Annotated in this window: 22 protein-coding genes and 1 riboswitch; of the genes, 12 read left to right on the forward strand and 10 right to left on the reverse strand. The window is 75.6% G+C overall.

Annotation, left to right across the window (positions count from 1 at the left end; translation table 11 throughout):
* Positions 1–36 precede the first annotated feature (36 nt).
* The 3 genes from B9L22_RS09065 (at position 37) to B9L22_RS09075 (ending at position 1,558) form a co-directional block, all read left to right on the forward strand.
* Positions 37–351 carry a multidrug efflux SMR transporter gene (locus tag B9L22_RS09065; RefSeq protein ID WP_021482216.1) on the forward strand — a complete coding sequence of 105 codons (315 nt, stop codon included), beginning with the start codon at positions 37–39 and terminating at the stop codon, positions 349–351.
* A gap of 2 nt (positions 352–353) precedes the next feature.
* Positions 354–767 carry a multidrug efflux SMR transporter gene (locus B9L22_RS09070; protein ID WP_086150081.1) on the forward strand — a complete coding sequence of 138 codons (414 nt, stop codon included), beginning with the start codon at positions 354–356 and terminating at the stop codon, positions 765–767.
* A 134-nt stretch (positions 768–901) separates the two neighbouring features.
* Positions 902–1,558: an ANTAR domain-containing protein gene (locus tag B9L22_RS09075; RefSeq protein ID WP_158097182.1), complete on the forward strand. Its 657-nt coding sequence runs from the start codon at positions 902–904 to the stop codon at positions 1,556–1,558.
* A gap of 98 nt (positions 1,559–1,656) precedes the next feature.
* Here B9L22_RS09075 and B9L22_RS20235 read toward each other — a convergent pair whose 3' ends face one another.
* Complete coding sequence (locus B9L22_RS20235; protein ID WP_143317209.1) at positions 1,657–3,789, reverse strand: Cys-Gln thioester bond-forming surface protein; 2,133 nt, start codon at positions 3,787–3,789, stop codon at positions 1,657–1,659.
* A 168-nt stretch (positions 3,790–3,957) separates the two neighbouring features.
* On the opposite strand from B9L22_RS20235, the gene B9L22_RS19715 reads away from it, so the two are divergent.
* The 7 genes from B9L22_RS19715 (at position 3,958) to B9L22_RS09115 (ending at position 9,060) form a co-directional block, all read left to right on the forward strand.
* Positions 3,958–5,043, forward strand: a complete 1,086-nt coding sequence (locus tag B9L22_RS19715) for a sensor histidine kinase (protein ID WP_143317211.1) — start codon at positions 3,958–3,960, stop codon at positions 5,041–5,043.
* Positions 5,040–5,693, forward strand: coding sequence for a response regulator transcription factor (locus B9L22_RS09090; protein WP_086150084.1), 654 nt, complete (start codon positions 5,040–5,042; stop codon positions 5,691–5,693). Before B9L22_RS19715 ends, B9L22_RS09090 begins: the two co-directional genes overlap by 4 nt.
* Before the next feature lie 67 nt (positions 5,694–5,760).
* Positions 5,761–6,267, forward strand: a complete 507-nt coding sequence (locus B9L22_RS09095; protein ID WP_086150085.1) for a hypothetical protein — start codon at positions 5,761–5,763, stop codon at positions 6,265–6,267.
* Positions 6,264–7,493: an NRAMP family divalent metal transporter gene (locus B9L22_RS09100; RefSeq protein ID WP_076404205.1), complete on the forward strand. Its 1,230-nt coding sequence runs from the start codon at positions 6,264–6,266 to the stop codon at positions 7,491–7,493. The genes B9L22_RS09095 and B9L22_RS09100 overlap by 4 nt, the downstream gene beginning before the upstream one ends.
* Complete coding sequence (locus B9L22_RS09105) at positions 7,490–7,930, forward strand: hypothetical protein (RefSeq protein ID WP_086150086.1); 441 nt, start codon at positions 7,490–7,492, stop codon at positions 7,928–7,930. The genes B9L22_RS09100 and B9L22_RS09105 overlap by 4 nt, the downstream gene beginning before the upstream one ends.
* Positions 7,927–8,340, forward strand: coding sequence for a hypothetical protein (locus tag B9L22_RS09110; RefSeq protein WP_086150087.1), 414 nt, complete (start codon positions 7,927–7,929; stop codon positions 8,338–8,340). The genes B9L22_RS09105 and B9L22_RS09110 overlap by 4 nt, the downstream gene beginning before the upstream one ends.
* Positions 8,341–8,454: 114 nt before the next feature.
* Positions 8,455–9,060 carry a flavodoxin family protein gene (locus tag B9L22_RS09115; RefSeq protein WP_086150088.1) on the forward strand — a complete coding sequence of 202 codons (606 nt, stop codon included), beginning with the start codon at positions 8,455–8,457 and terminating at the stop codon, positions 9,058–9,060.
* Positions 9,061–9,070: 10 nt separating this feature from the next.
* Here the strand turns inward: B9L22_RS09115 and B9L22_RS09120 are convergent, their stop codons facing one another.
* The 8 genes from B9L22_RS09120 to B9L22_RS09155 form a co-directional block, all read right to left on the reverse strand.
* Positions 9,071–9,391: a helix-turn-helix transcriptional regulator gene (locus B9L22_RS09120; protein WP_034652607.1), complete on the reverse strand. Its 321-nt coding sequence runs from the start codon at positions 9,389–9,391 to the stop codon at positions 9,071–9,073.
* Positions 9,388–9,873, reverse strand: a complete 486-nt coding sequence (locus B9L22_RS09125) for an SRPBCC domain-containing protein (protein ID WP_086150089.1) — start codon at positions 9,871–9,873, stop codon at positions 9,388–9,390. Before B9L22_RS09125 ends, B9L22_RS09120 begins: the two co-directional genes overlap by 4 nt.
* A 100-nt stretch (positions 9,874–9,973) precedes the next feature.
* Complete coding sequence (locus B9L22_RS09130) at positions 9,974–10,348, reverse strand: CrcB family protein (protein WP_086150090.1); 375 nt, start codon at positions 10,346–10,348, stop codon at positions 9,974–9,976.
* The gene (locus B9L22_RS09135; protein ID WP_233139908.1) at positions 10,345–10,791 is read right to left on the reverse strand and encodes a CrcB family protein; all 447 of its coding nucleotides are present in this window, start codon (positions 10,789–10,791) and stop codon (positions 10,345–10,347) included. The genes B9L22_RS09130 and B9L22_RS09135 overlap by 4 nt, the downstream gene beginning before the upstream one ends.
* Positions 10,779–11,339, reverse strand: coding sequence for a universal stress protein (locus B9L22_RS09140; protein ID WP_086150091.1), 561 nt, complete (start codon positions 11,337–11,339; stop codon positions 10,779–10,781). Before B9L22_RS09140 ends, B9L22_RS09135 begins: the two co-directional genes overlap by 13 nt.
* A 41-nt stretch (positions 11,340–11,380) precedes the next feature.
* Positions 11,381–11,455, reverse strand: a riboswitch (Fluoride riboswitch).
* A 24-nt stretch (positions 11,456–11,479) separates the two neighbouring features.
* Positions 11,480–12,883 (reverse strand): hypothetical protein, encoded by a 1,404-nt coding sequence (locus tag B9L22_RS09145; protein ID WP_086150092.1) that lies wholly within the window; start codon positions 12,881–12,883, stop codon positions 11,480–11,482.
* A gap of 81 nt (positions 12,884–12,964) precedes the next feature.
* Entirely contained in the window at positions 12,965–14,236 is a 1,272-nt protein-coding gene (locus tag B9L22_RS09150; protein WP_086150093.1) for an arginine deiminase, read from the reverse strand.
* Positions 14,237–14,279: 43 nt separating this feature from the next.
* Positions 14,280–15,731: a basic amino acid/polyamine antiporter gene (locus B9L22_RS09155; RefSeq protein ID WP_085386982.1), complete on the reverse strand. Its 1,452-nt coding sequence runs from the start codon at positions 15,729–15,731 to the stop codon at positions 14,280–14,282.
* 283 nt (positions 15,732–16,014) lie between these two features.
* Here B9L22_RS09155 and B9L22_RS09160 point away from each other — a divergent pair, with 283 nt between their 5' ends.
* Positions 16,015–16,446 (forward strand): hypothetical protein, encoded by a 432-nt coding sequence (locus B9L22_RS09160; RefSeq protein ID WP_086150094.1) that lies wholly within the window; start codon positions 16,015–16,017, stop codon positions 16,444–16,446.
* A 16-nt stretch (positions 16,447–16,462) separates the two neighbouring features.
* Here B9L22_RS09160 and B9L22_RS09165 read toward each other — a convergent pair whose 3' ends face one another.
* The gene (locus B9L22_RS09165; RefSeq protein ID WP_086150095.1) at positions 16,463–17,122 is read right to left on the reverse strand and encodes a GntR family transcriptional regulator; all 660 of its coding nucleotides are present in this window, start codon (positions 17,120–17,122) and stop codon (positions 16,463–16,465) included.
* A gap of 89 nt (positions 17,123–17,211) precedes the next feature.
* Between B9L22_RS09165 and B9L22_RS09170 the strand changes: the two genes are divergently transcribed.
* Positions 17,212–18,300 (forward strand): DUF1080 domain-containing protein, encoded by a 1,089-nt coding sequence (locus tag B9L22_RS09170; RefSeq protein WP_086150096.1) that lies wholly within the window; start codon positions 17,212–17,214, stop codon positions 18,298–18,300.

Below are 18,300 nucleotides of genomic sequence, written 5' to 3' on the forward strand. Positions count from 1 at the left end.
CGCACGGACAAGACTGACTCAGGAGGGTTGCTTGTCATGGCTTGGCTCGTCCTGGTCCTCTCGGGCCTGCTCGAGGCGGTGTGGGCCACCGCGCTCGGAGCGTCGGAGAACTTCCGCCGCTGGCGCCCCACCGTCGTCTTCTTCGTCGCCATGTCGCTGAGCATGGTCGGTCTCGCCTGGGCGATGACCACGCTCCCCACCGGCACCGCGTACGCGGTGTGGGTCGGGATCGGCGCGACGCTGACCGTCGTCTGGGGCTTCGTCACGGGCAAGGAGCGCGCCACCGTGGCGCGCGTCGGCCTGCTCGTGCTGCTCGTCGGCTCCGTCATCGGGCTCAAGGCGGTGAGCTGACCGTGCCGTGGATCATCCTGCTCGTCAGCGCCGTCTTCGAGGCCGTCTGGGCGACGGCGCTCGGCAAGTCCGACGGGCTGTCCGTCCTCGGGCCCTCCGTCGTCTTCTTCGTCGCGCTCGCGCTCAGCATGCTCGGCCTCGGCTGGGCGACCAAGCACATCCCGATCGGCACCGCGTACGCCGTGTGGGTCGGGGTCGGCGCGGCGCTCACCGTCACCTACGCCATCCTCACGGGCGACGAGTCCGTGAGCGTCGGCAAGGTGGTCTTCATCGCCGGGATCATCGCGGCGGTGGTGGGCCTCAAGCTCGTGCCGTCGCGCCCGGGGCGGGCGGCCGAGAAGGCCTCCGACCCGGCGGCCGACGCGGCGGCAGGCTCCGTGCAGGCGCCCGCGGGAACGGTCCCCGACCGCCCGTAGCACGGCGTCGCACCGCTCCGCCGCGCCCCTGAGCACGCGATTCGTCGCCCGGGGGCGCGGTGCGGGAGCATGTGCGCCGGGGCGACGGAGTCATGCAGCGGCTCCACGCCGCTCCCAGGCCGCAAGGAGCACACGTGAACGGTTCGGCCGACAGCACCGCCCTCTCGACGTGGGTGGCTTCTCCGGGAGCGGTCGCCGCCGGGGAGTTCCGCTACTACCCGGACGAGGACCGGTGGTGGTGGTCGGACCCGCTCGTCGAGCTGTTCGGCTACGCCCCCGGTGAGGTCGTCCCGACGACGGAGTTGCTCCTGTGGCACCACCGGGCCACCGGCAAGGACCGGCAGCAGACGCTCACCGCCATCGCGCGCGCGGTGTCCGGCGAGGCGCCGGTCCAGGTGCAGGTCATCCAGGACGCCCGCGGCCGGGAGCGCGCGGTCATCGTGCTCGTCGACGTCGCCTGGACCGACCCGACGGGCGTGCCCGTGGCCCGGGGCGTCGTGCTCGACGTGACGAGTGTCGTCGGCGTCGGCGCGCGGGTGCAGGCGAACGAGCAGATCGGCCTGTGGGCGCAGTCCCGTGCCGCGATCGAGCAGGCCAAGGGCATCATCGCGCTCGCCTACCGCGTCACCCCCGACGCCGCGTTCGCGTCGCTCCGCCGCTCCTCGAGCCTCGCCAACGTCAAGGTGCGCGACATCGCCGAGTCGATCGTCGCCGTCGCGCAGGACCTGCCGGCCGGGGTCGACCCGCGCCCGGCGCTCGACCGCGTGCTCGCGGGCGTCCAGGCCGCCTGAGGCGACGCCCGGGCACGACGACGCCCCGGCCCCGCACCGTGTCGGTGCGGGGCCGGGGCTTCCTGTCGAGGACCGGTCGACCGGGGCCGTCGCCGGGCTCAGCGGGCGTCGGGCGAACGGCGGCGGCGGGAGGCCAGGACCAGGCCGGTGCCCGCCAGGACGATGAACGCACCGGCGGCGAGGACGCTCGCGTCCGTCCCCGTGGTCGCGAGGGCGTCGCGCTGGGCGGCCTGCTCGACGTCCGCGACCGGCTGCGCGCCCGTCAGCCCGAGGTTCGTCGGGTCGGTCGTGTCGGCCACCTCGACGACCGTCCCCGTCGGGCCCGCGTAGACACCGTCGGTGGGGTCGACCGGCTGGACCGGGTCGGTCGGGTCGACCGGCTGGACCGGGTCGACCGGGTCCACCGGGTCGACCGGGTCGACCGGGTCGGTCGGGTCGACCGGGTCGGTCGGGTCGGTCGGGTCCACCGGGTCGGTGGGGTCGACCGGCGCCTCCGGCTCGTCGGCCAGCGTCACGCCGATCCAGTCCCAGGCGGTCGACGGGCGGTCGAGCTCACCGAGCCCGATGAACCAGTGCTGGAACGTCGACGGCGTCCACTGCCCGGTCTCCGGGTCGACGGAGCCCTCGCCGTGGTTGTTGTGGTCCCAGCCCGTGTAGAAGTGCGGGCTGCCCTGCTGCGTGCCCTGGGCCGAGCCCCACAGCTGGAACTGCGGCAGGTCGGCGACGCTCGTGCCGGCCGGGACGCGGACGAACACCTTCTGGCCCGGCGTCACGCTGTCGACGACCCGGCCCTGCGCGTCCACGAGCACGACCCCGGCCGGCATCGGCGAGCCGTCCGCCGTGCGGAGCTCGACGTGCACGTTCCCGGAGCCCCCGGCCAGCGAGGCCGTGAACCCGTAGTCGGTCGACCCGTCGGTGTTGCGCACGAACCCGTTCGAGACGAAGCCCGGCTGCGGCATGACGACGTTCGTCGTGAGCGCCTGCTCGATGAGCCACGCGGCGGTCTGGAGGGTCGCGCCGCGGTCGCTGGAGTAGCCGTTGCCCGAGGAGGCGAACTGCTGCTGCGCGAAGTCGCTCACCGTCACGTGGTTCGACGCGTCGACGTCGAAGAAAAGGCCCATGACGTCGTGCCCGGTCGAGAAGTACCAGACGGCGAACTGCGTCGCCTCGTACGCGGTGTAGTCGAGGCTCCGCTGCTGCTGCTCGTCGTACATCGCGCGCACGTCGTCGACCGTGTACCAGCCCTGGTCGATGGAGGACTGGTACCAGCCCACGTACTCCTCCCAGGGGGTGCCGACCGTCGTGACGCCCGCGCTGTCGAGCAGCGCCCGCGCCTCCGCGGCCCGGGCGGCCGCATCGTTGCCGCCCTTGTAGCCGTTGACGAGGATCGTCTGCTGCGCGGACGTGTTCTCCCAGTGGATGCCCTCGGGGTCCGGGGTGACGGACTCGTCGCCGGACCACGCGTGGTACCAGTACCCCGCGATGTCGCGGTCGTAGACCATGTGCAGGGTGCCGTCGTCGTCCTCGAGCGTGTGGTGGAGGATGTGCAGCTGCGGCTGGCCGTACCACCCCGACCAGTCCTTGCCCGACCCGCCCTCGGCCGGCTCGGTGAAGTACCAGTAGTCGCAGGGGAAGCCCTGGTAGTAGCCGTCGTGCCAGTGCGGCTGGTACTCCGAGTCGGGGTACGCGGCCTGCGTCGCACCGAGGAGCCCGGCCGCGACCGTCGCGCGGAGCATCGCTGTCGTGTCGGCCGTCGTGGTCTCGTCGGCCGGCGCGGCGTCGTCCGTCGGCTCGGCGTCGTCCGTCGGCGCAGCGCCGTCGGTCGGCGTGGCGTCCTCGGCCGGTGCGGCGTCCTCGACGGCGGGGTCGGCCACCGGCGCGGCCGCAGCGGGCTCGACGCCCTCGGGGGCGGGTTCCGCGGCGGGCTCGACGCCCTCCGAGGCGGCCTCGGCAGCGGGCGACTCCGGCGCCGGCGCGACGACGGGGTCGGACGGCGCGGGTGCTTCCGCCGCAGCGGTGTCGGCCGCCGGCGCGGCGGGCGTCTCGGCCGGGGCGGGAGCGTCGGACGAGGACGAGGACTCCGCCGCGGCGGATGCCTCCGCGGCGGGCGCCTCGGGTGCGGGCGCCTCGGGCGCCGACGCCTCGCCGTCGTCCGCGAACGCGGCGAGCGGGGCGCCCAGCAGGAGCGCGGCGGAGACGGCGGTCGTGGTGGCGGTGCGAAGAACCTTCATGGTGGAGCTCCTCTGTCCTCGTGGCGGGTGTTTCCCGATGACTCCACGTTCCGCCCCGCGAGGGGTCCTCCGGCACGCCCGAACGGCGGCGACCGCTACCGTCGAAAGTCGACTCCGTGCGCCCGCGCCGCCGGGCCGGGGCGGCGGCCGGTGGCTAGCCTGAGCGGCGTGAGGGTCCAGGTCTCGCGGGCCGACGTCCTCGTCGCGGCGTCCAGCGCGGTCGCCGGGGCGCTCCTCGTCGTGCTGCGGGCCCGCTCCGGGATCGGCTGGGCGCCGGAGGCCGCCGAGCTCGCCGCGCAGACCGCCGCGGCTGCGGCGCTCCTGCTCCGTCGGCGTCGGCCGCTCGCCGTCCTCGCGGTGTGCGTCGCGCTCTCGTTCGTATCGCCCGCGCTCGCGACCGTCGCCGCCCTCTACACGGTGGGCGCCGAGGTCGCCTCGGCCCGGGCGAGCGGCGCCGTCGTGCTCGCCGTGGTCGCCGCCGCGCTCCCCGCGTGGCACGTGACGGCGTCCGGGTCCGGGCCGACGACCCTGTGGGTCGGCACCCTCACCCTGCTCGCCGCCTACGTCGCGGGACGCGCCGAGCGGAACCGCGCCGACACCGACCGCCGGGACGCGGAGCGCGGCGCCGAGGCCGCCCGGGCGGCCGAGCGGGCGCGGCTCGCGCGCGAGCTGCACGACGTCGTCTCGCACCGCGTGAGCTACGCCGTCGTCGAGGCCGAGGTGCTCGCGACCACCACGCACGACGACGAGGTCCGCCGGGTCGCGGACGAGATCGGGGCGAGCGGCCGCGCCGCCCTCGCGGAGATGCGGCAGGTGCTCGGCGCGCTCACCGCAGCCGGTCCCGCCACCGCCGGCCCACCCCGGGCGCCGGACGGCGGCGAGGTCGAGACCCTCGTCGCCGAGGCCCGCTCGGCCGGCCAGCCGGTCGAGACGCACGTCGCGGTGGGGCCGTCGTCACCGCCCGACCTCGTCGACCGGACCGTCGTGCGCGTCGTCGGCGAAGGGCTGACGAACGCCGTCCGGCACGCACCCGGCGCGCGCACGGTCGTGTCGGTGGCGCCCGTGCCCGACGGCGTCACGGTCGCCGTGGACAACGACCCTCCCGACCGTCCCCCGACCGGGCTGACGACCGGCGGCTTCGGCCTCGCGGGCCTGCGCGAGCGCGTCGGCCTGCTGGGCGGCACGCTGGAGGCCGGCCCCACGCCCGCGGGCGGCTACCGCCTCCGTGCCACGCTCCCCAGGAGGACGACATGATCCGCGTGGTCGTCGTCGACGACGAGGCGCTCCTGCGCACCGGGATCGTGCGGCTCGTGGAGACCGCGCCGGACCTCGAGGTGGTCGGCGAGGGCGCCGACGGCGCCCGCGCGGTCGAGCTCGTCCGCGAGCTCGACCCGGACGCGCTGCTCCTCGACATGCAGATGCCCGTCATGGACGGGCTCGACGCGCTCGTCGCGGTCCACCGGGAGCGGCCGCGCACGGCGGTCGTCGTCCTGACGAGCTTCCTCGCGGACGAGTACGTCCTCCCCGCGCTGCGGGCCGGGGCCGCGGGCTACCTGCTCAAGGACTCGACGCCGGAGGAGCTGCACCACGGCATCCGCGCGGCGGTGGCGGGCGACGCGATCCTGTCCCCCGCGGTCGCCCGGCACCTGCTCGCGGCCGCGGGCGGGGACGGGACGGCGCGCCGCGCCGACGCCCGGCGCCGCGTCGAGGGCCTCGCGCCGCAGGAGCGGGCGGTCGTCGCGGCGGTCGCGGGCGGGCTGTCCAACGCCGAGATCGGGCGCCGCCTCTTCCTCGCGGAGTCCACGGTCAAGGCCTACCTCGCGCACGCGATGACCAAGCTCGGCACCACGAACCGCACGCAGACCGCGATCCTCGCCCACGAGGCGGGCCTCGCCGGGGAGTGAGGCCGGGGCCGGTGGGGGCCGGCCCGTCGGGGTGCGGGCCTCCCGGAGCAGCGGCACCATCGCTGACGTGGGACGTCGTGCGCGCATCACCCGGTCCGGGGCCGCGCTCGGGCTGCTGCTCGGGCTCGCGCTCGGCACGACGGCGGGCTGCACGGCGAGCCGGCAGGAGCCGGGCCAGGCGACCGCCGCCGTCGCCGACGCCGTCGCCCAGGCCGGGTCGGCGGTCGAGACGACGCGGCTCACCGTGCGGCTGCTCGACGCCGACCGCGTGACGACGCCCGTCGCGGACGCCGCCGTGCTCGACCAGGTCCGGGTGCTCGAGGAGTCCACGACCGCCCTGACCACCCTCGTGCCGCCCGACGACGTCTCGTCCGCGCAGCGCGACGCGGGGCTCGCGGCCGTCGCCGACGCGACGGCCGAGGTCGTCACCGCGCGCGCCTGGGTCGCGCGCGAGGCGGGCGGCGACCTGTCGGCCGCCGGGGCGGTGCCGCTCACGGCGTCCGAGCTCGAGGCCGACCTCGCGCGCGCGGCCGACGACCTCGACACGGTGCTCGCCCTGGCGGGTGGCGCGTGAAGCAGCTGCTCGGGGTCGCGCTCGGCATCCTCACGGCCATCGGCGGGTTCGTCGACATCGGCGACCTCGTCACGAACGCCGTCGTGGGGTCGCGGTTCGGCCTGTCGCTCGTGTGGGTCGTGGTCGTGGGCGTCGTCGGGATCTGCCTGTTCGCGTCGATGTCGGGCCGGGTCGCGGCGGTGAGCGGGCGCGCGACGTTCGAGATCATCCGCGAGCGCCTCGGCCCGCGGGCGGCGGGCGCGAACCTGGCGGCGTCGTTCGCGATCAACCTCCTCACGCTCACCGCGGAGATCGGCGGCATCGCGCTCGCGCTGCACCTCGCGAGCAGCGTCGAGCCGCGCCTGTGGATGCCGGTCGCGGCGCTCGCCGTCTGGCTCGTGCTGTGGCGCGTGAAGTTCCAGGTGATGGAGAACGTCGCGGGCCTGCTCGGGCTGCTGCTCGTGGGGTTCGGGGTCGCGCTGTTCCTGCTGGGACCGGACTGGGGCGAGCTGCTGCGCCAGGCGGTGCCGCCGTCGCCCCCGGAGACGGAGCACGTCGCGACCTACTGGTACTACGCCGTCGCGCTCTTCGGCGCCGCGATGACGCCCTACGAGGTGTTCTTCTTCTCCTCCGGAGCCGTCGAGGAGGGCTGGACCGCGAAGGACCTCGCGCAGAACCGCGTCAACGTGCTCGTCGGCTTCCCGCTCGGCGGGCTCCTGTCGGTGGCGATCGCGGCGTGCGCGGCCGTCGTGCTGCTGCCTGCGGGCATCGAGGTGTCGTCGCTGTCGCAGATCGTGCTGCCCGTCGCCGAGGCCGGGGGGACGCTGCTGCTCGCCGTGGTGATCGTCGGGATCGTCGCGGCGACGTTCGGCGCCGCGCTCGAGACGGCCCTGTCGAGCGGGTACACGCTCGCGCAGTACCTCGGCTGGTCGTGGGGGAAGTTCCGCCGCCCCGCGCGCGCCGCGCGCTTCCACCTGACGATGGTCGTCGCGCTGCTGCTCGCCGTGGCGATCCTCATGACGAGCGTCGACCCGGTGGCGGTCACCGAGATGTCCGTCGTGTTCTCCGCGGTCGCGCTGCCCCTCACGTACGTGCCGATCCTCCTCGTGGCCAACGACCCGGAGTACATGGGCGAGCACGTCAACGGGCGCGTGACCAACGCGCTCGGCATGGTCTACCTGGTGATCGTCGTCGTCGCGGCGGTGGCGGCGATCCCCCTGATGATCGCGACGGGAGCAGGGTCATGAGCCGGGACACCACCCCGCCGACGGGGGTGCGCGTCGTGGACGCGCGCCTGCACCTGCTGAGCCGTCAGGTGCTCGACGTCGACGGCGAGCCGGTCACCACCGTCGACGACCTGGAGCTCGTCGCCTCCCCCGCCGCGGACGACGCCGTGCCGGACCGCTCGCCGGACGCCGGCCCGCGGGACGCGGTGCCCGGCGAGCCGGCGGAGGTCGGCGCTGTCCTCACCGGGCCGGTGCTCGTGACGCGCCTCCTCGGCGGCCGCCCGCCCGCGTCGCGCTGGGAGCGCGTGCCGTGGTCCGACGTCGGGCACGTGGGCACGGCGCTCGAGCTCACCGTCCGCGCGGACTCGCTCGACCTGCACTGGACCGAGGACTGGCTGCGCGAGCACGTGGTCGGCCGCATCCCGGGCGGCCGGCACGACCCCGAGGAGGAGTCGTGATCCTCGGCGACCTGCTCGACGCGCGCGTCCTCGGGCCCGGCGGGGAGGACCTCGGCTTCCTCGTCGACGTGCGCCTCGCCCTCGACACGCTGCCCGACGACGGCCCGCCCGCGGGCGGGGCCGACCCCGACGACGCGCACCCCGAGGACCGTGCGCTGAGCGAACAGGTGCGACGGCGCAGCCGCGTCGGGCGCGCGCGGGTCGTCGGGATCCTCGTGAGCCCACGGACCGGGACGTCGTTCCTCGGGTACGAGCGCACGGGCGTCACCGCGCCGTGGCCGGTCCCGCAGCTCGTGCGGCGCCGGCACCGCGGCACGTTCCTCGTGCCGTGGGACGACGTCGCCGCCGTCGGGCAGGGCGAGGTCCGGCTCGCGCAGGGCTATCGGCGCCAGGACGCCGCCCTCCCCTGACGACGCCGCGCGTTGCGAGCGGCGCGCGGCCCCGTGACGCTGGACGGGACGGTGGAGCCAGCCGCCGCCGGCCGTCCCGGGCGGCACGACCGCCCGGCGCCACGGGAGGACCCCATGAAGGCGCTGTTCGTCAGCTGCACGCTCAAGAGCTCTCCGGAGCCGTCCAACACCGAGGCGCTCGGGCGTGTGGTCGCCGAGGCGCTCCAGGACCGCGGGGTCGAGGTCGAGCACGTCCGGCTCGTCGACCTCGCCGTGCCGCCCGGCGTCGTCACCGACCTCGGGGAGGGCGACGAGTGGCCGCGCGTGCACGAGAGCCTGCTGGCGTCGGAGATCCTCGTGGTCCTCACGCCCACGTGGCTCGGGCGCCCGTCGTCCCTCGCCCAGCGCCTGCTCGAGCGCATGGACGCGATGATCTCCGAGGAGGGGCCCGACGGGATCCCGGTCGCGTACAACCGGGTCGCGGGGGTCGTGGTCACGGGCAACGAGGACGGCGCGCACCACGTCATCTCGGAGGTGAGCGGGGCCCTCGCGGACATCGGCTACACGATCCCGGGGCAGGCGTGGACCTACTGGAACCAGGGCCCGGGGCCCGGGCCGGACTACGTCCAGACCGGCCACGGCCACGAGTGGGCGCGCGAGACCGGGCGCCTCATGGCGCACAACCTGCACGCCGTCGCGTCGGCGCTCGCGGCGCACCCCGTTCCGGCTCCCGGCTCCTGACCGACGACCGCTACGCCTCCGCGATCCGCTTGATCGCCGCGAGCCGGCGGTCCCACGCCGCGCCGATGGCCTCGAGGGCGCGCGCGGTCTCGCCGAGCCGGGTCCCGACGGCCCGGTGCCGGACCTCGCGCCCGACGCGCACCGACTCGACGAGCCCGACCTCCGCGAGCACGGCGAGGTGCTTCGCGATGGCCTGCCGGCTCACGGGGAGCCGCTCGGCGAGCGCGGACGCCGAGAGGTCCGCGCTGCCGAGCTCCTGGAGGATCCGCCACCGGGTGTCGTCCGCGAGCGCGGAGAACACGGGGGCGAGCTCCGTCGCCGCTGCGCTCACGCGTGCCCGCCCTCGGCCGCGAGAGCGCCCTCGAGGAGCTCGACGAGCTCGTCGAGCTCGCTCGTCCACCCTTGCCGGTGGCTCTCGAGCAGCTCCTCGGGGTCGGCGGTGCGCTCGAACCCGGTCTCGACGACGCGCAGGACGGTCGTCGGGCCCTGGGGCTCGAGCGTGAAGCGCGCGACGGTCGACGTCGTCTCGTCCAGCGGCTGCCCCACCGGGGTCCCCCACCGGAAGGCGAACGTCGTCGTGGGGTCGTACTCCTCGATCCGCACCTGGACGTCGGGGACGTCGGGCCAGCTGAACACGCCCTCGCCGCCGACGCGCAGGTCGGGGAGGGAGGTGCGCTGCCCGAACCAGCGGCTGATGAGGTCCTCCTGGGTGAGCGCCGCCCAGACGCGGGCGGCCGGGGCGTCGATCGTCACGGTCCGGGAGACGGTGTACGACGCCGTGTCGACGACGGCCGGCTCGTTGGTGGTGGTCATGGTGCGTCCTCTCCGTGGGGAAGGTCTCGCTGTGCAACTCCACAGTTGCACAGCGCCCGGTCGAGCGCAACCCCTGGGTTGCATCTGGACTCCCGACGTCTCACCCCCCGAGCGCGATCCCCGCCACGGCGGCCGCGAAGCACACGAGCAGCATCCCCAGCGCGTGCACGAGCGCGACCGCGCCGCGGCCCGCGAGGAGGAGCCGCGCCCCCTCGACCGACGCGGTCGAGAACGTGGAGTACCCACCGAGGAACCCGACGCCCAGCACGGCCACGACGTCCCCCTGGCCCGGGTGCGTCGTCCCCCAGCCCGTGAGGAGCCCCAGCAGGAAGCACGCCGTCACGTTGACCACGAGGGTGCCGAGCGGCGTCGACCAGCGGTTGTGCCGCGCGACGACCGTGTCGAGGAGGAACCGGGACGCCGCGCCGAGCCCGCCCGCGACGGCGACGAGCAGCAGGTCGGGGAGCCCCGTCACCGCGCGCCACCGCCCCGGACGACGCGCCGCCGTCGGGCCGCGGCCGCGAGCGCGACGCCGCCCACCGCCGCCGCGACCCCGAGCGCGACGCTCCCCAGCGCGTAGGCCGCGCCGAGGGCGGCGTGCCCGCCGCTCGCGAGGCGCTCGACCTCGACGACGAACGTCGAGTACGTCGTGAAGCCGCCGAGCACGCCCGTGCCGCACCCGAGCCGGACGGCCCGGCGCCGGCCCGAGTCGGGGCCCGCGCGCAGCAGCGTCTCGAGCAGCGCGCCGAGCACGAACGAGCCGACGAGGTTGATCCAGAACGTCGTCCACGGCCACGCGCCCGGCACGGGCGCGAACGCCTGCTCGAGCAGCGCGCGCGCCGTCGTGCCGACCGCTCCCCCGGCCGCGACGAGGCCCGCGAGCGCGAGCAGCGGGGTCCGGCGCGTCACCTCTCCCACGGGGTGCGGATCTCCTTCCAGTCCACGACGGCGAGCGGGACCGTGAGCACGGGACGGTGCTGGTGGTGGGCCAGGTGCACCGCGACCGACCCCTCGACGAGCTCACGCACGTGCGCGAGCGAGCCCGGCGCGCGCGACCCGACGACGATCACCGCCGCGTCGACGGCGCGCGCGAGGTGGGTCAGCGCGCGGTCGGGCCGCCCCGCGAGGTAGCGCAGCTCCCACGGCACGCGCACGCCTGCGAGCTCCGCGCCGACCTCGGCGCGCAGGCGCTCGGCGGTGTCCTGCCAGGCGTCGTCGGCGGAGTCCGGGTCGAGGGGCGCGTGCGTCACGGACCCGTCCGCGTGCTCCTCGACCACGGCGCGCGACGCGTCGGCGTACGCCGCGACGAGCCGGGACCCGGCGGCCTCCGCCCAGGCCGCCGCCGTGCGGACGACGAGCGGGTCACCGCCCGGGACGACGCCCACCACCACGGCGTGCCCCGCGAACGGGACCATCCGGTCGAGCGCGGGCTGGGGCACCGGCCCCGCGTGCGGCCGTGCTCTCATGCGGACTCCTCCCGCGGGCAGCGCCCTGCCCGCCGACGTGCGACGAGTCAGGAACCATCAGCCCTGGCGGCGGTTCGGGCGGCTGCGCCCCGGCGGGATCCATCACCGCTCCCAGCGTAGCCAGCGCCGGGACGGTCCGCTCAGCCGGCCTTGGGCTTCGCGAACTTCTTCTCGTCGAACGACTTGGCCAGCTCGTGGTCGGTGACGACGAACCCGACCGCCTGCGCGACCGGGAGCACCTGGTCGCGCTCCAGGCCGTCGTCGATCCCGAGCCGGTACATGATCACGACCGTGCCCGTGCTCAGCATCACCGACGGCGCGTCCCCGTCGTCGAGGATCGCGTACGAGCCCTGGAACCCGGGCTGCGGGACCGCCGCGGCGAGGGTCGGGTGGGCCGGGCCGGTGGTGTCGGCCAGGGGGTCGCCCTCCGGCGCATCGTTGAACGCCGCGGCGGCGCGCTCGGCCTCCTCCTTCGAGCCGACGTCCAGCACGACGACGTCGAGCGCGACGGTCGGGCCGTCGTCGGACACGACGCGCGCCTCGAACCCCGCCTGGCACGAGCCCGCGAGGGCCTGGATCGCGGGGATCGCGGGGACGTCGTCGCACGCGAAGTCCCGCCGCGCCACGAGGGCGATGCGGTCGTCGTTGACGAGGTAGTCGTTGTCGGAGAAGTACGCCCACGACATCGGCGCGAGCTCGGGGCCCTTCTCCGGGTCCATCTCCGCGCCCGCGCGGTACTCCGGCGCGAGCCACGGCTCGTCGTCCGTGACGTCGGTGTCCGCGGGGTCCTCGGTCTCCTCCGGCTCCGGCTCCGGCTCCGTCGGCGCGTCCGACGTCGCGGGCGCCTGCTCGGCCGTGGTCGGCCCGGGGTCGGGCGCGGAGTCGTCGCGCAGCCCGAGCCACACGCCGAGGGCGCCCGCGACGAGCCCGAACGCGCCCAGGCCGGCGAGCACCGGCACGAGCCACGGGCGACGGCCGCGGCCCGGCGGCGTCGCGTACGGGGAGAAGCCGTACGGGTCCGACGGCGGCGCGGTCGCCGTCGGGACGACCGTCGCGTCGTCGGGCGCGCCGTAGCCCGGGCCCGACGGCGCCCCGTGCGGGCCGGACGGGCTGCCGTACGGAGCCGTGGGGTGGGTGCCGTGGGGCGGGGCGCCGTAGGGCGCGCCGGGCGCGCCCGCGTACGCCCCGGGCGGCGGGGGCGCGGTGTGCCCGGACGGCAGGGGTGGCGTGTGGCCCGACGACGTCGCGGGGGGCGGCCACGTCGCGCCGGTCTCCGCGGGGGGCCAGGTCGCGCCCGTGTCCGCCGGCGGGAGCGTCGCGTGCGGGTCCGGGCCGCGGTACCCCTGCGGCGCGGGCGGCGCCCCGCGCTGCCCGTACGGGTCCGTGCCGTACGGGACCTGGGCGTGGGGCTGCCCCGGTCCGGGCGGGGGCGGCGGGGGCGGCGTCCCGCCCGGGGTCGCGGCGCCGTCGTCCCCGTACCGCCGCGGCGGCCGCATGACGGTCTGGTCGTCGACCGGCTCGTACGGCTCGGTGGGGTCGGACATCGGGCGGGTCCTCTCGTCGTGGGCGGCTCGTGCAGGGTATCCCGGGAGCCGTGCCGCGCCGGTGGTCCACCGAGCGGCGTCTCAGTCGAGCGGGTCGCGCGCGATGGGGCACGTCATGCAGTGCCCGCCGCCCCGGCCGCGCCCGAGCTCCGCCCCGACGATCGTCACGACCTCGACGCCCGCGCGCCGCAGCGCCGCGTTGGTCAGGGTGTTGCGGTCGTAGGTGACGACGACGCCCGGCTCGATGGCGACGGCGTTGTTCCCCGAGTCCCACTGCTGCCGCTCGGACGCGTACGCGTCGCCCGCCGTCTCCACGACGCGCAGCGCGGGCAGGCCCAGGGCGCGCGCCACCACGTCGACGAAGGGCGTGTCGCCCTCGTCGGTGATCTCGACCCCCGGCGCACGGTCCGACGGCCGCAGCGTGAAGGTGTGGATGCCGTCGACGATCGCCGGGTGCACCGTGACGAGGTCGCGGTCCGCGAACGTGAACACGGTGTCGAGGTGCATCGCCGCGCGCAGCCGCGGCATGCCCGCGACGACGACCTGCTCCGCCGCGCCCGCGTCGAACAGCGCCTTCGCGAGCTGCGAGATCGCCTGGCGCGACGTGCGCTCGCTCATCCCGACGAGCACCGCGCCGTTGCCCACCGGCATGACGTCGCCGCCCTCCAGCGTGGCCTGGCCCCAGTCCTGCTCCGGGTCGCCCCACCACACCGTCGACTCCCGGTACTCGGGGTGGAACGCGTAGACCGCCTTCATGAGGAGCGTCTCCTCCTGGCGCGCCGGCCAGTACAGCGGGTTGAGCGTCAGGCCCCCGTACACCCAGCACGTGGTGTCGCGCGTGTACAGGGTGTTGGGCAGCGGCGGGAGCAGGTACTCGAACCCGCCCGTCGACTCGCGCGCGAGGTCCACGTAGCCGGTGCGGTAGTCGTCGGGCAGGTCGGTCGTGGCCAGGCCGCCGACGAGGAACCGCGCGAGCTCGCGCTCGCTCAGCGAGTCGAGGTAGGCCCGCGTCCCCTCGACGAGCCCCAGGCCCACCTGGTTCGGCACGACCTTGCGGTCGAGCACCCACGCCCGCGCCTCGGGGATCGCGAGCGTCTGCGCGAGGAGGTCGTGCAGCTCGACCACCTCGACGCCCCGGTTCGTCAGCTTGTTGACGAAGTCGAGGTGGTCGCGCTGGGCGGCCTCCACCCACATGACGTCGTCGAAGAGGAGGTCGTCGGAGTTCGTCGGGGTCAGCCGCTCGTGCGCGAGCCCCGGTGCGCAGACGAGGACCTTGCGCAGGCGCCCCACCTCCGAGTGGACGCCGTGCTGCGCGGGCGGGACGGTGGACGGGACGGCGGACGCGACGCTCATGGGTGCTCCCTCTCGGTGGTGCGGTCGGTACGGTCCGGTGGTCTCACAGCGACACCCACCCCGCCGCGAGCCCGACGACGGCGAGCACCGCGAGCGCCACGACGACGCCGAGCAGCGCGAGCTCCGCGGGCCCGAACGCCCGCCGCCCCTGCTCGCGGCGCGTCATGACGAAGAGGACGGTGACGGGCGCGTAGAAGACGAACGCGAGCAGCGCGAGGTCGAGCCCGGCCGCGAAGAGCAGGAACGCGGTGTACGCCGACGCGAGGACCGCCACGACGAGGTCGCCCGTCAGGGTGCGGGCGGGGGCGCCGTCGTACGTCTCGCGCGTGAGCCGCAGCCGCAGCGCGTAGAGCGCGGCCAGGAGGAACGGGATGAGGGTCATCGACGCGGTGAGGTCGAGCGCGAAGTCGAACGCGTCGTCGGAGAAGTACGTGACGACGAGGACCACCTGCGAGAGCGCCGTGCTGAGCAGCAGCGCGTTCACCGGGACGTCCTCCCGGCGCGTGCGGGTGAGGAACCGCGGCATGTCCCGGTCCTTGGCCGCGACGAACAGGACCTCCGCCGCCATGAGGGTCCACGCGAGGTAGGCGCCCAGGACCGAGACGATCAGCCCGACGCCCACGAAGACGCTCCCCCACGGCCCGACCGCGGCCTCCAGCACGCCCGCCATCGACGGCTGGCGCAGCTCCGCGATCTCGGCCATCGGCAGGATCCCGTAGGACACGATCGTCACCGACGCGAAGATCGCCAGCACGCTCGTGAACCCGAGGATCGTCGCCCGCCCCACGTCCTCGCGGCGGCGCGCGTGCCGCGAGTAGACGCTCGCGCCCTCGACCCCGAGGAAGACGAACACGGTGACGAGCATGGTGTCGCGCACCTGGTCGAACAGCGACCCGGTGTACGAGGCGCCGTGGAGGTTCTCCGCGAAGACCGCGGGGTCGAACGCGAGCACGGCGAGCAGGACGAACACGAGGATGGGCACGAGCTTGGCGATCGTGACGATCCGGTTGATCGCGGTCGCCTCCCGGATCCCCTGGCGCACGAGCGCGAAGAAGAGCCACAGCCCGACCGACGAGAGCACGAGCGCGAGCACCGTGTCCCCCGCGCCCAGTGCGGGGACCCACGCCCCGAGCGTCGACATGATGAGCACCCAGTACGTCACGTTGCCCACGCACGCGCTCGCCCAGTACCCGGCGGCGGCGTAGAAGCCCGTGAACTCCCCGAAGCCCGCCTTCGCGTACGCGTAGACCCCGGCGTCGAGGCCGGGCTTGCGGACCGCGAGGCGCTGGAAGACGAGGGCGAGCGTGAACATGCCCGCGCCCGCGACGACCCACGCCACGAGCGCCCCCGCGACCCCGGTCTCCTGCGCGAAGCGGCGCGGGAGCGAGAAGACGCCCGCCCCGACCATGGAGCCCACGACCATCGCCGTGAGCGTGAGGACGGTGACCTTCGTGGTGCCGGACGTCGTGCCCTGCGCCGTGCCCTCAGCGGTCATGCCCCACGCCCCTCGCGCTCGCGTGCCGGCCCGCGCCGAGCGGCTCGGCGGCGCCGTGCTGACCCGGTCGATGATGGCAGCGTCGCGGTCGGGCCGCGCGTCGGGCGACGGGGTCCCCCGAGCGGCCTACCCCGGGCGCCGTACCCGCCGCCCGATCTCCTCCTCAGGGTGGACACGCGCGCGCGATCGGTACGCGTACGCTGCCGGTGGGTCGCCGGACACGGCAGGGGGGAACTGCTCGACCGACGAGTGACCGACCGTCGTCCGACCCACCTCACCGCACATGAACATGCTCACCTGGACCGCCGTCGACCACCGGACCTGGCGTGCCCGCAGCGCCTCGCGCGAGTACGTCGTCCGGCGCGACGACACCGGCACCTGGACCCTCGACGGCCCCGGCCGCACGTGGGGCGCGCTGCCGAGCCTCGAGATCGCCCAGGAGGTCGCCGCGCTCGCCGACGAGGTCCACCACGACGACGACCGGATGACGAGCTATCGGGTCGTCACCGCCACCGGTGCGCGGCGCGGCGAGCCGTTCGGCGCCGAGACGGACGAGGACGCGCTCGACGTGCTGCGGGCCCGGCGCCGGGCCGGCAACCTCCCGCTCGCACCGTTCCGCCTGGAGACCTCCGACGGCCGCCTGGTCGGCGCGTGGGACAAGGCCGTCCAGATCCCGGCCCGGTCGGTCGGCGACGGGACGTCCGGGCCGGTCTGACGCGCCGGCCTGACGCTCAGGCCCGCGACGCGGCGCGGCGCGCCGCGAGGGCGGCCCGCCGCCGTCGGCTGCTCTCGACGTGCGCCGCGGCGAGCTCCGCGGCCCGGTCGCCGTCCCGGGCACGCACCGCGTCGAACAGCGCCACGTGCTCGTCGGTGACGTCGGCGAGGTCGTCGTGCTGCGACAGGGCCCAGCGCATCCGGCTGCGGATGCCCTGCATCATGTCGTCGAGCAGCCGGTTGCCCGCGAGCGCCGTGACGATCTCGTGGAAGTCGGCGGCCGAGCGGCGCGACCCCACGGGGTCGGCCGCGCGCGCACCCTCCTGCTCGCGGTCGAGCGCGGCGCGCAGGCGATCCAGGCCCGCGGGCTCGTGGCGCTCGGCGGCGAGGCGGAACGCGAGCGGCTCGAGCACGGTGCGGACCTCGTCCAGGTCGGCAAGGTCGGCGTCGGTGAACGCCCGCACGACGGCCCACGTGTGCGGGCGCAGCGCGACGAGCCCCTCCCCCTCCAGGACCTTGAGCGCGTCGCGCACGGGGATGCGGCTCACGCCGAACCCGGCGGCGAGGTCGCGCTCGACGAGGCGCGAGCCGGGCTCGCGCACGCCGTCGAGGATCTCGTCCCGCAGCCGGGACGCGACCCGCGCGGACTCCAGCACTCGCTCCTCGGCTCCGGCCACGCGTCGATTCTCGCACCGGCCCGGGTGCCGTTGAGAGCCCGCGCGGACCGTGCGAGGGTGGACGGACCGCGTCGAACGAGGGAGTTCCGATGACGAGCACCACCCGTACCCCCGCCCGCGCGACCCAGGGCCGGGGGCGCCGCGCCCGGCTCGCCGGGGCGACGGCCCTGGCCGCGGGGATCGCGCTCGCGGCGCCCGCCGCGGCGGTCGTGCCCACCGCGGCACCCGCCGACGACGGCTACGAGGTGATCCTCGACGGCACCCCGGAGTCGTTCGACGCGTGGGAGTACGCGGGCGACGGCGGGTTCGACCGTCTCGACGACGGCACGGTGCGCAGCCGCGCCGGAGCGGGCGGCGGGTTCGGGACCCTCTGGTACCCGGTGCGCCAGTACGGCGACTTCTCGATGGTGGTCGAGCTCCGCGACGACGCCCCCGGCGACGCGCGCGCGAACAGCGGGATCCAGGTGCGGTTCCCCGACCTGTCCGGTCCGGTCGAGGGCTGCCCGACGACGTTCAACGGCAACGAGACGGGCAACCTGTCGTGGATCGCGGTCAACTGCGGCCACGAGATCCAGGTCAACGACTCCCCCGAGGGCGGCTCGAACGACCCGCGCAAGACGGGCTCGGTCTACGGGTTCGCCGACCTCGGCCTCGACGAGGCCCGGCCCACCGCCAAGGGCACGTGGAACGAGCTGGAGGTGCGCGTCGTCGGGCAGCACTACACGGTGATCCGCGACGGCGTGGTCATCAACGAGTACGAGAACCTGCCGGGCGTGCCGTTCCCCGACCGCCCCCTCGACCCGGACTCGAGCTCGCGCGGGCTCGTCGGGTACGTCGGCCTCCAGGCGCACGGCTCCGCGCCGGACGTCGTGTCGTTCCGCGAGGTGCGGGTCCGGGAGCTGCCGCCCGTCCACGTCGAGGCCGACGCGCGGTGCCTCGGCGGGACGGCGCACGTCGCCGTCCGCGCGGAGAACGTCGGGAGCGAACCGGTCGACGTCACGCTCGGCACGCCGGCCGGCGAGCGCACGTTCGACGCGGTGGCGCCGGGGCGCAACGCGTACCGCGCGTTCAGCGCCCGTGCGGCGTCGGTCGACGCGGCGACCGCGACGCTCACGGTCCCCGGCGCCGACGGCCCCGTGGTCGTCGAGACGCCGTACGCGGGCGTCGACTGCACCTGA

This window comes from Cellulosimicrobium sp. KWT-B (assembly GCF_002127155.1).
GTDB lineage: Bacteria > Actinomycetota > Actinomycetes > Actinomycetales > Cellulomonadaceae > Cellulosimicrobium > Cellulosimicrobium funkei.

Coding starts and splice junctions, on each gene's coding strand:
- B9L22_RS20235 (WP_143317209.1), bottom strand. CDS start 3,789: ATGAAGGTTCTTCGCACCGCCACCACGACCGCCGTCTCCGCCGCGCTC.
- B9L22_RS09155 (WP_085386982.1), bottom strand. CDS start 15,731: ATGACCGCTGAGGGCACGGCGCAGGGCACGACGTCCGGCACCACGAAG.
- B9L22_RS09150 (WP_086150093.1), bottom strand. CDS start 14,236: ATGAGCGTCGCGTCCGCCGTCCCGTCCACCGTCCCGCCCGCGCAGCAC.
- B9L22_RS09160 (WP_086150094.1), top strand. CDS start 16,015: ATGAACATGCTCACCTGGACCGCCGTCGACCACCGGACCTGGCGTGCC.
- B9L22_RS09170 (WP_086150096.1), top strand. CDS start 17,212: ATGACGAGCACCACCCGTACCCCCGCCCGCGCGACCCAGGGCCGGGGG.
- B9L22_RS09065 (WP_021482216.1), top strand. CDS start 37: ATGGCTTGGCTCGTCCTGGTCCTCTCGGGCCTGCTCGAGGCGGTGTGG.
- B9L22_RS09105 (WP_086150086.1), top strand. CDS start 7,490: ATGAGCCGGGACACCACCCCGCCGACGGGGGTGCGCGTCGTGGACGCG.
- B9L22_RS09090 (WP_086150084.1), top strand. CDS start 5,040: ATGATCCGCGTGGTCGTCGTCGACGACGAGGCGCTCCTGCGCACCGGG.
- B9L22_RS09140 (WP_086150091.1), bottom strand. CDS start 11,339: ATGAGAGCACGGCCGCACGCGGGGCCGGTGCCCCAGCCCGCGCTCGAC.
- B9L22_RS09125 (WP_086150089.1), bottom strand. CDS start 9,873: ATGACCACCACCAACGAGCCGGCCGTCGTCGACACGGCGTCGTACACC.
- B9L22_RS09145 (WP_086150092.1), bottom strand. CDS start 12,883: ATGTCCGACCCCACCGAGCCGTACGAGCCGGTCGACGACCAGACCGTC.
- B9L22_RS09115 (WP_086150088.1), top strand. CDS start 8,455: ATGAAGGCGCTGTTCGTCAGCTGCACGCTCAAGAGCTCTCCGGAGCCG.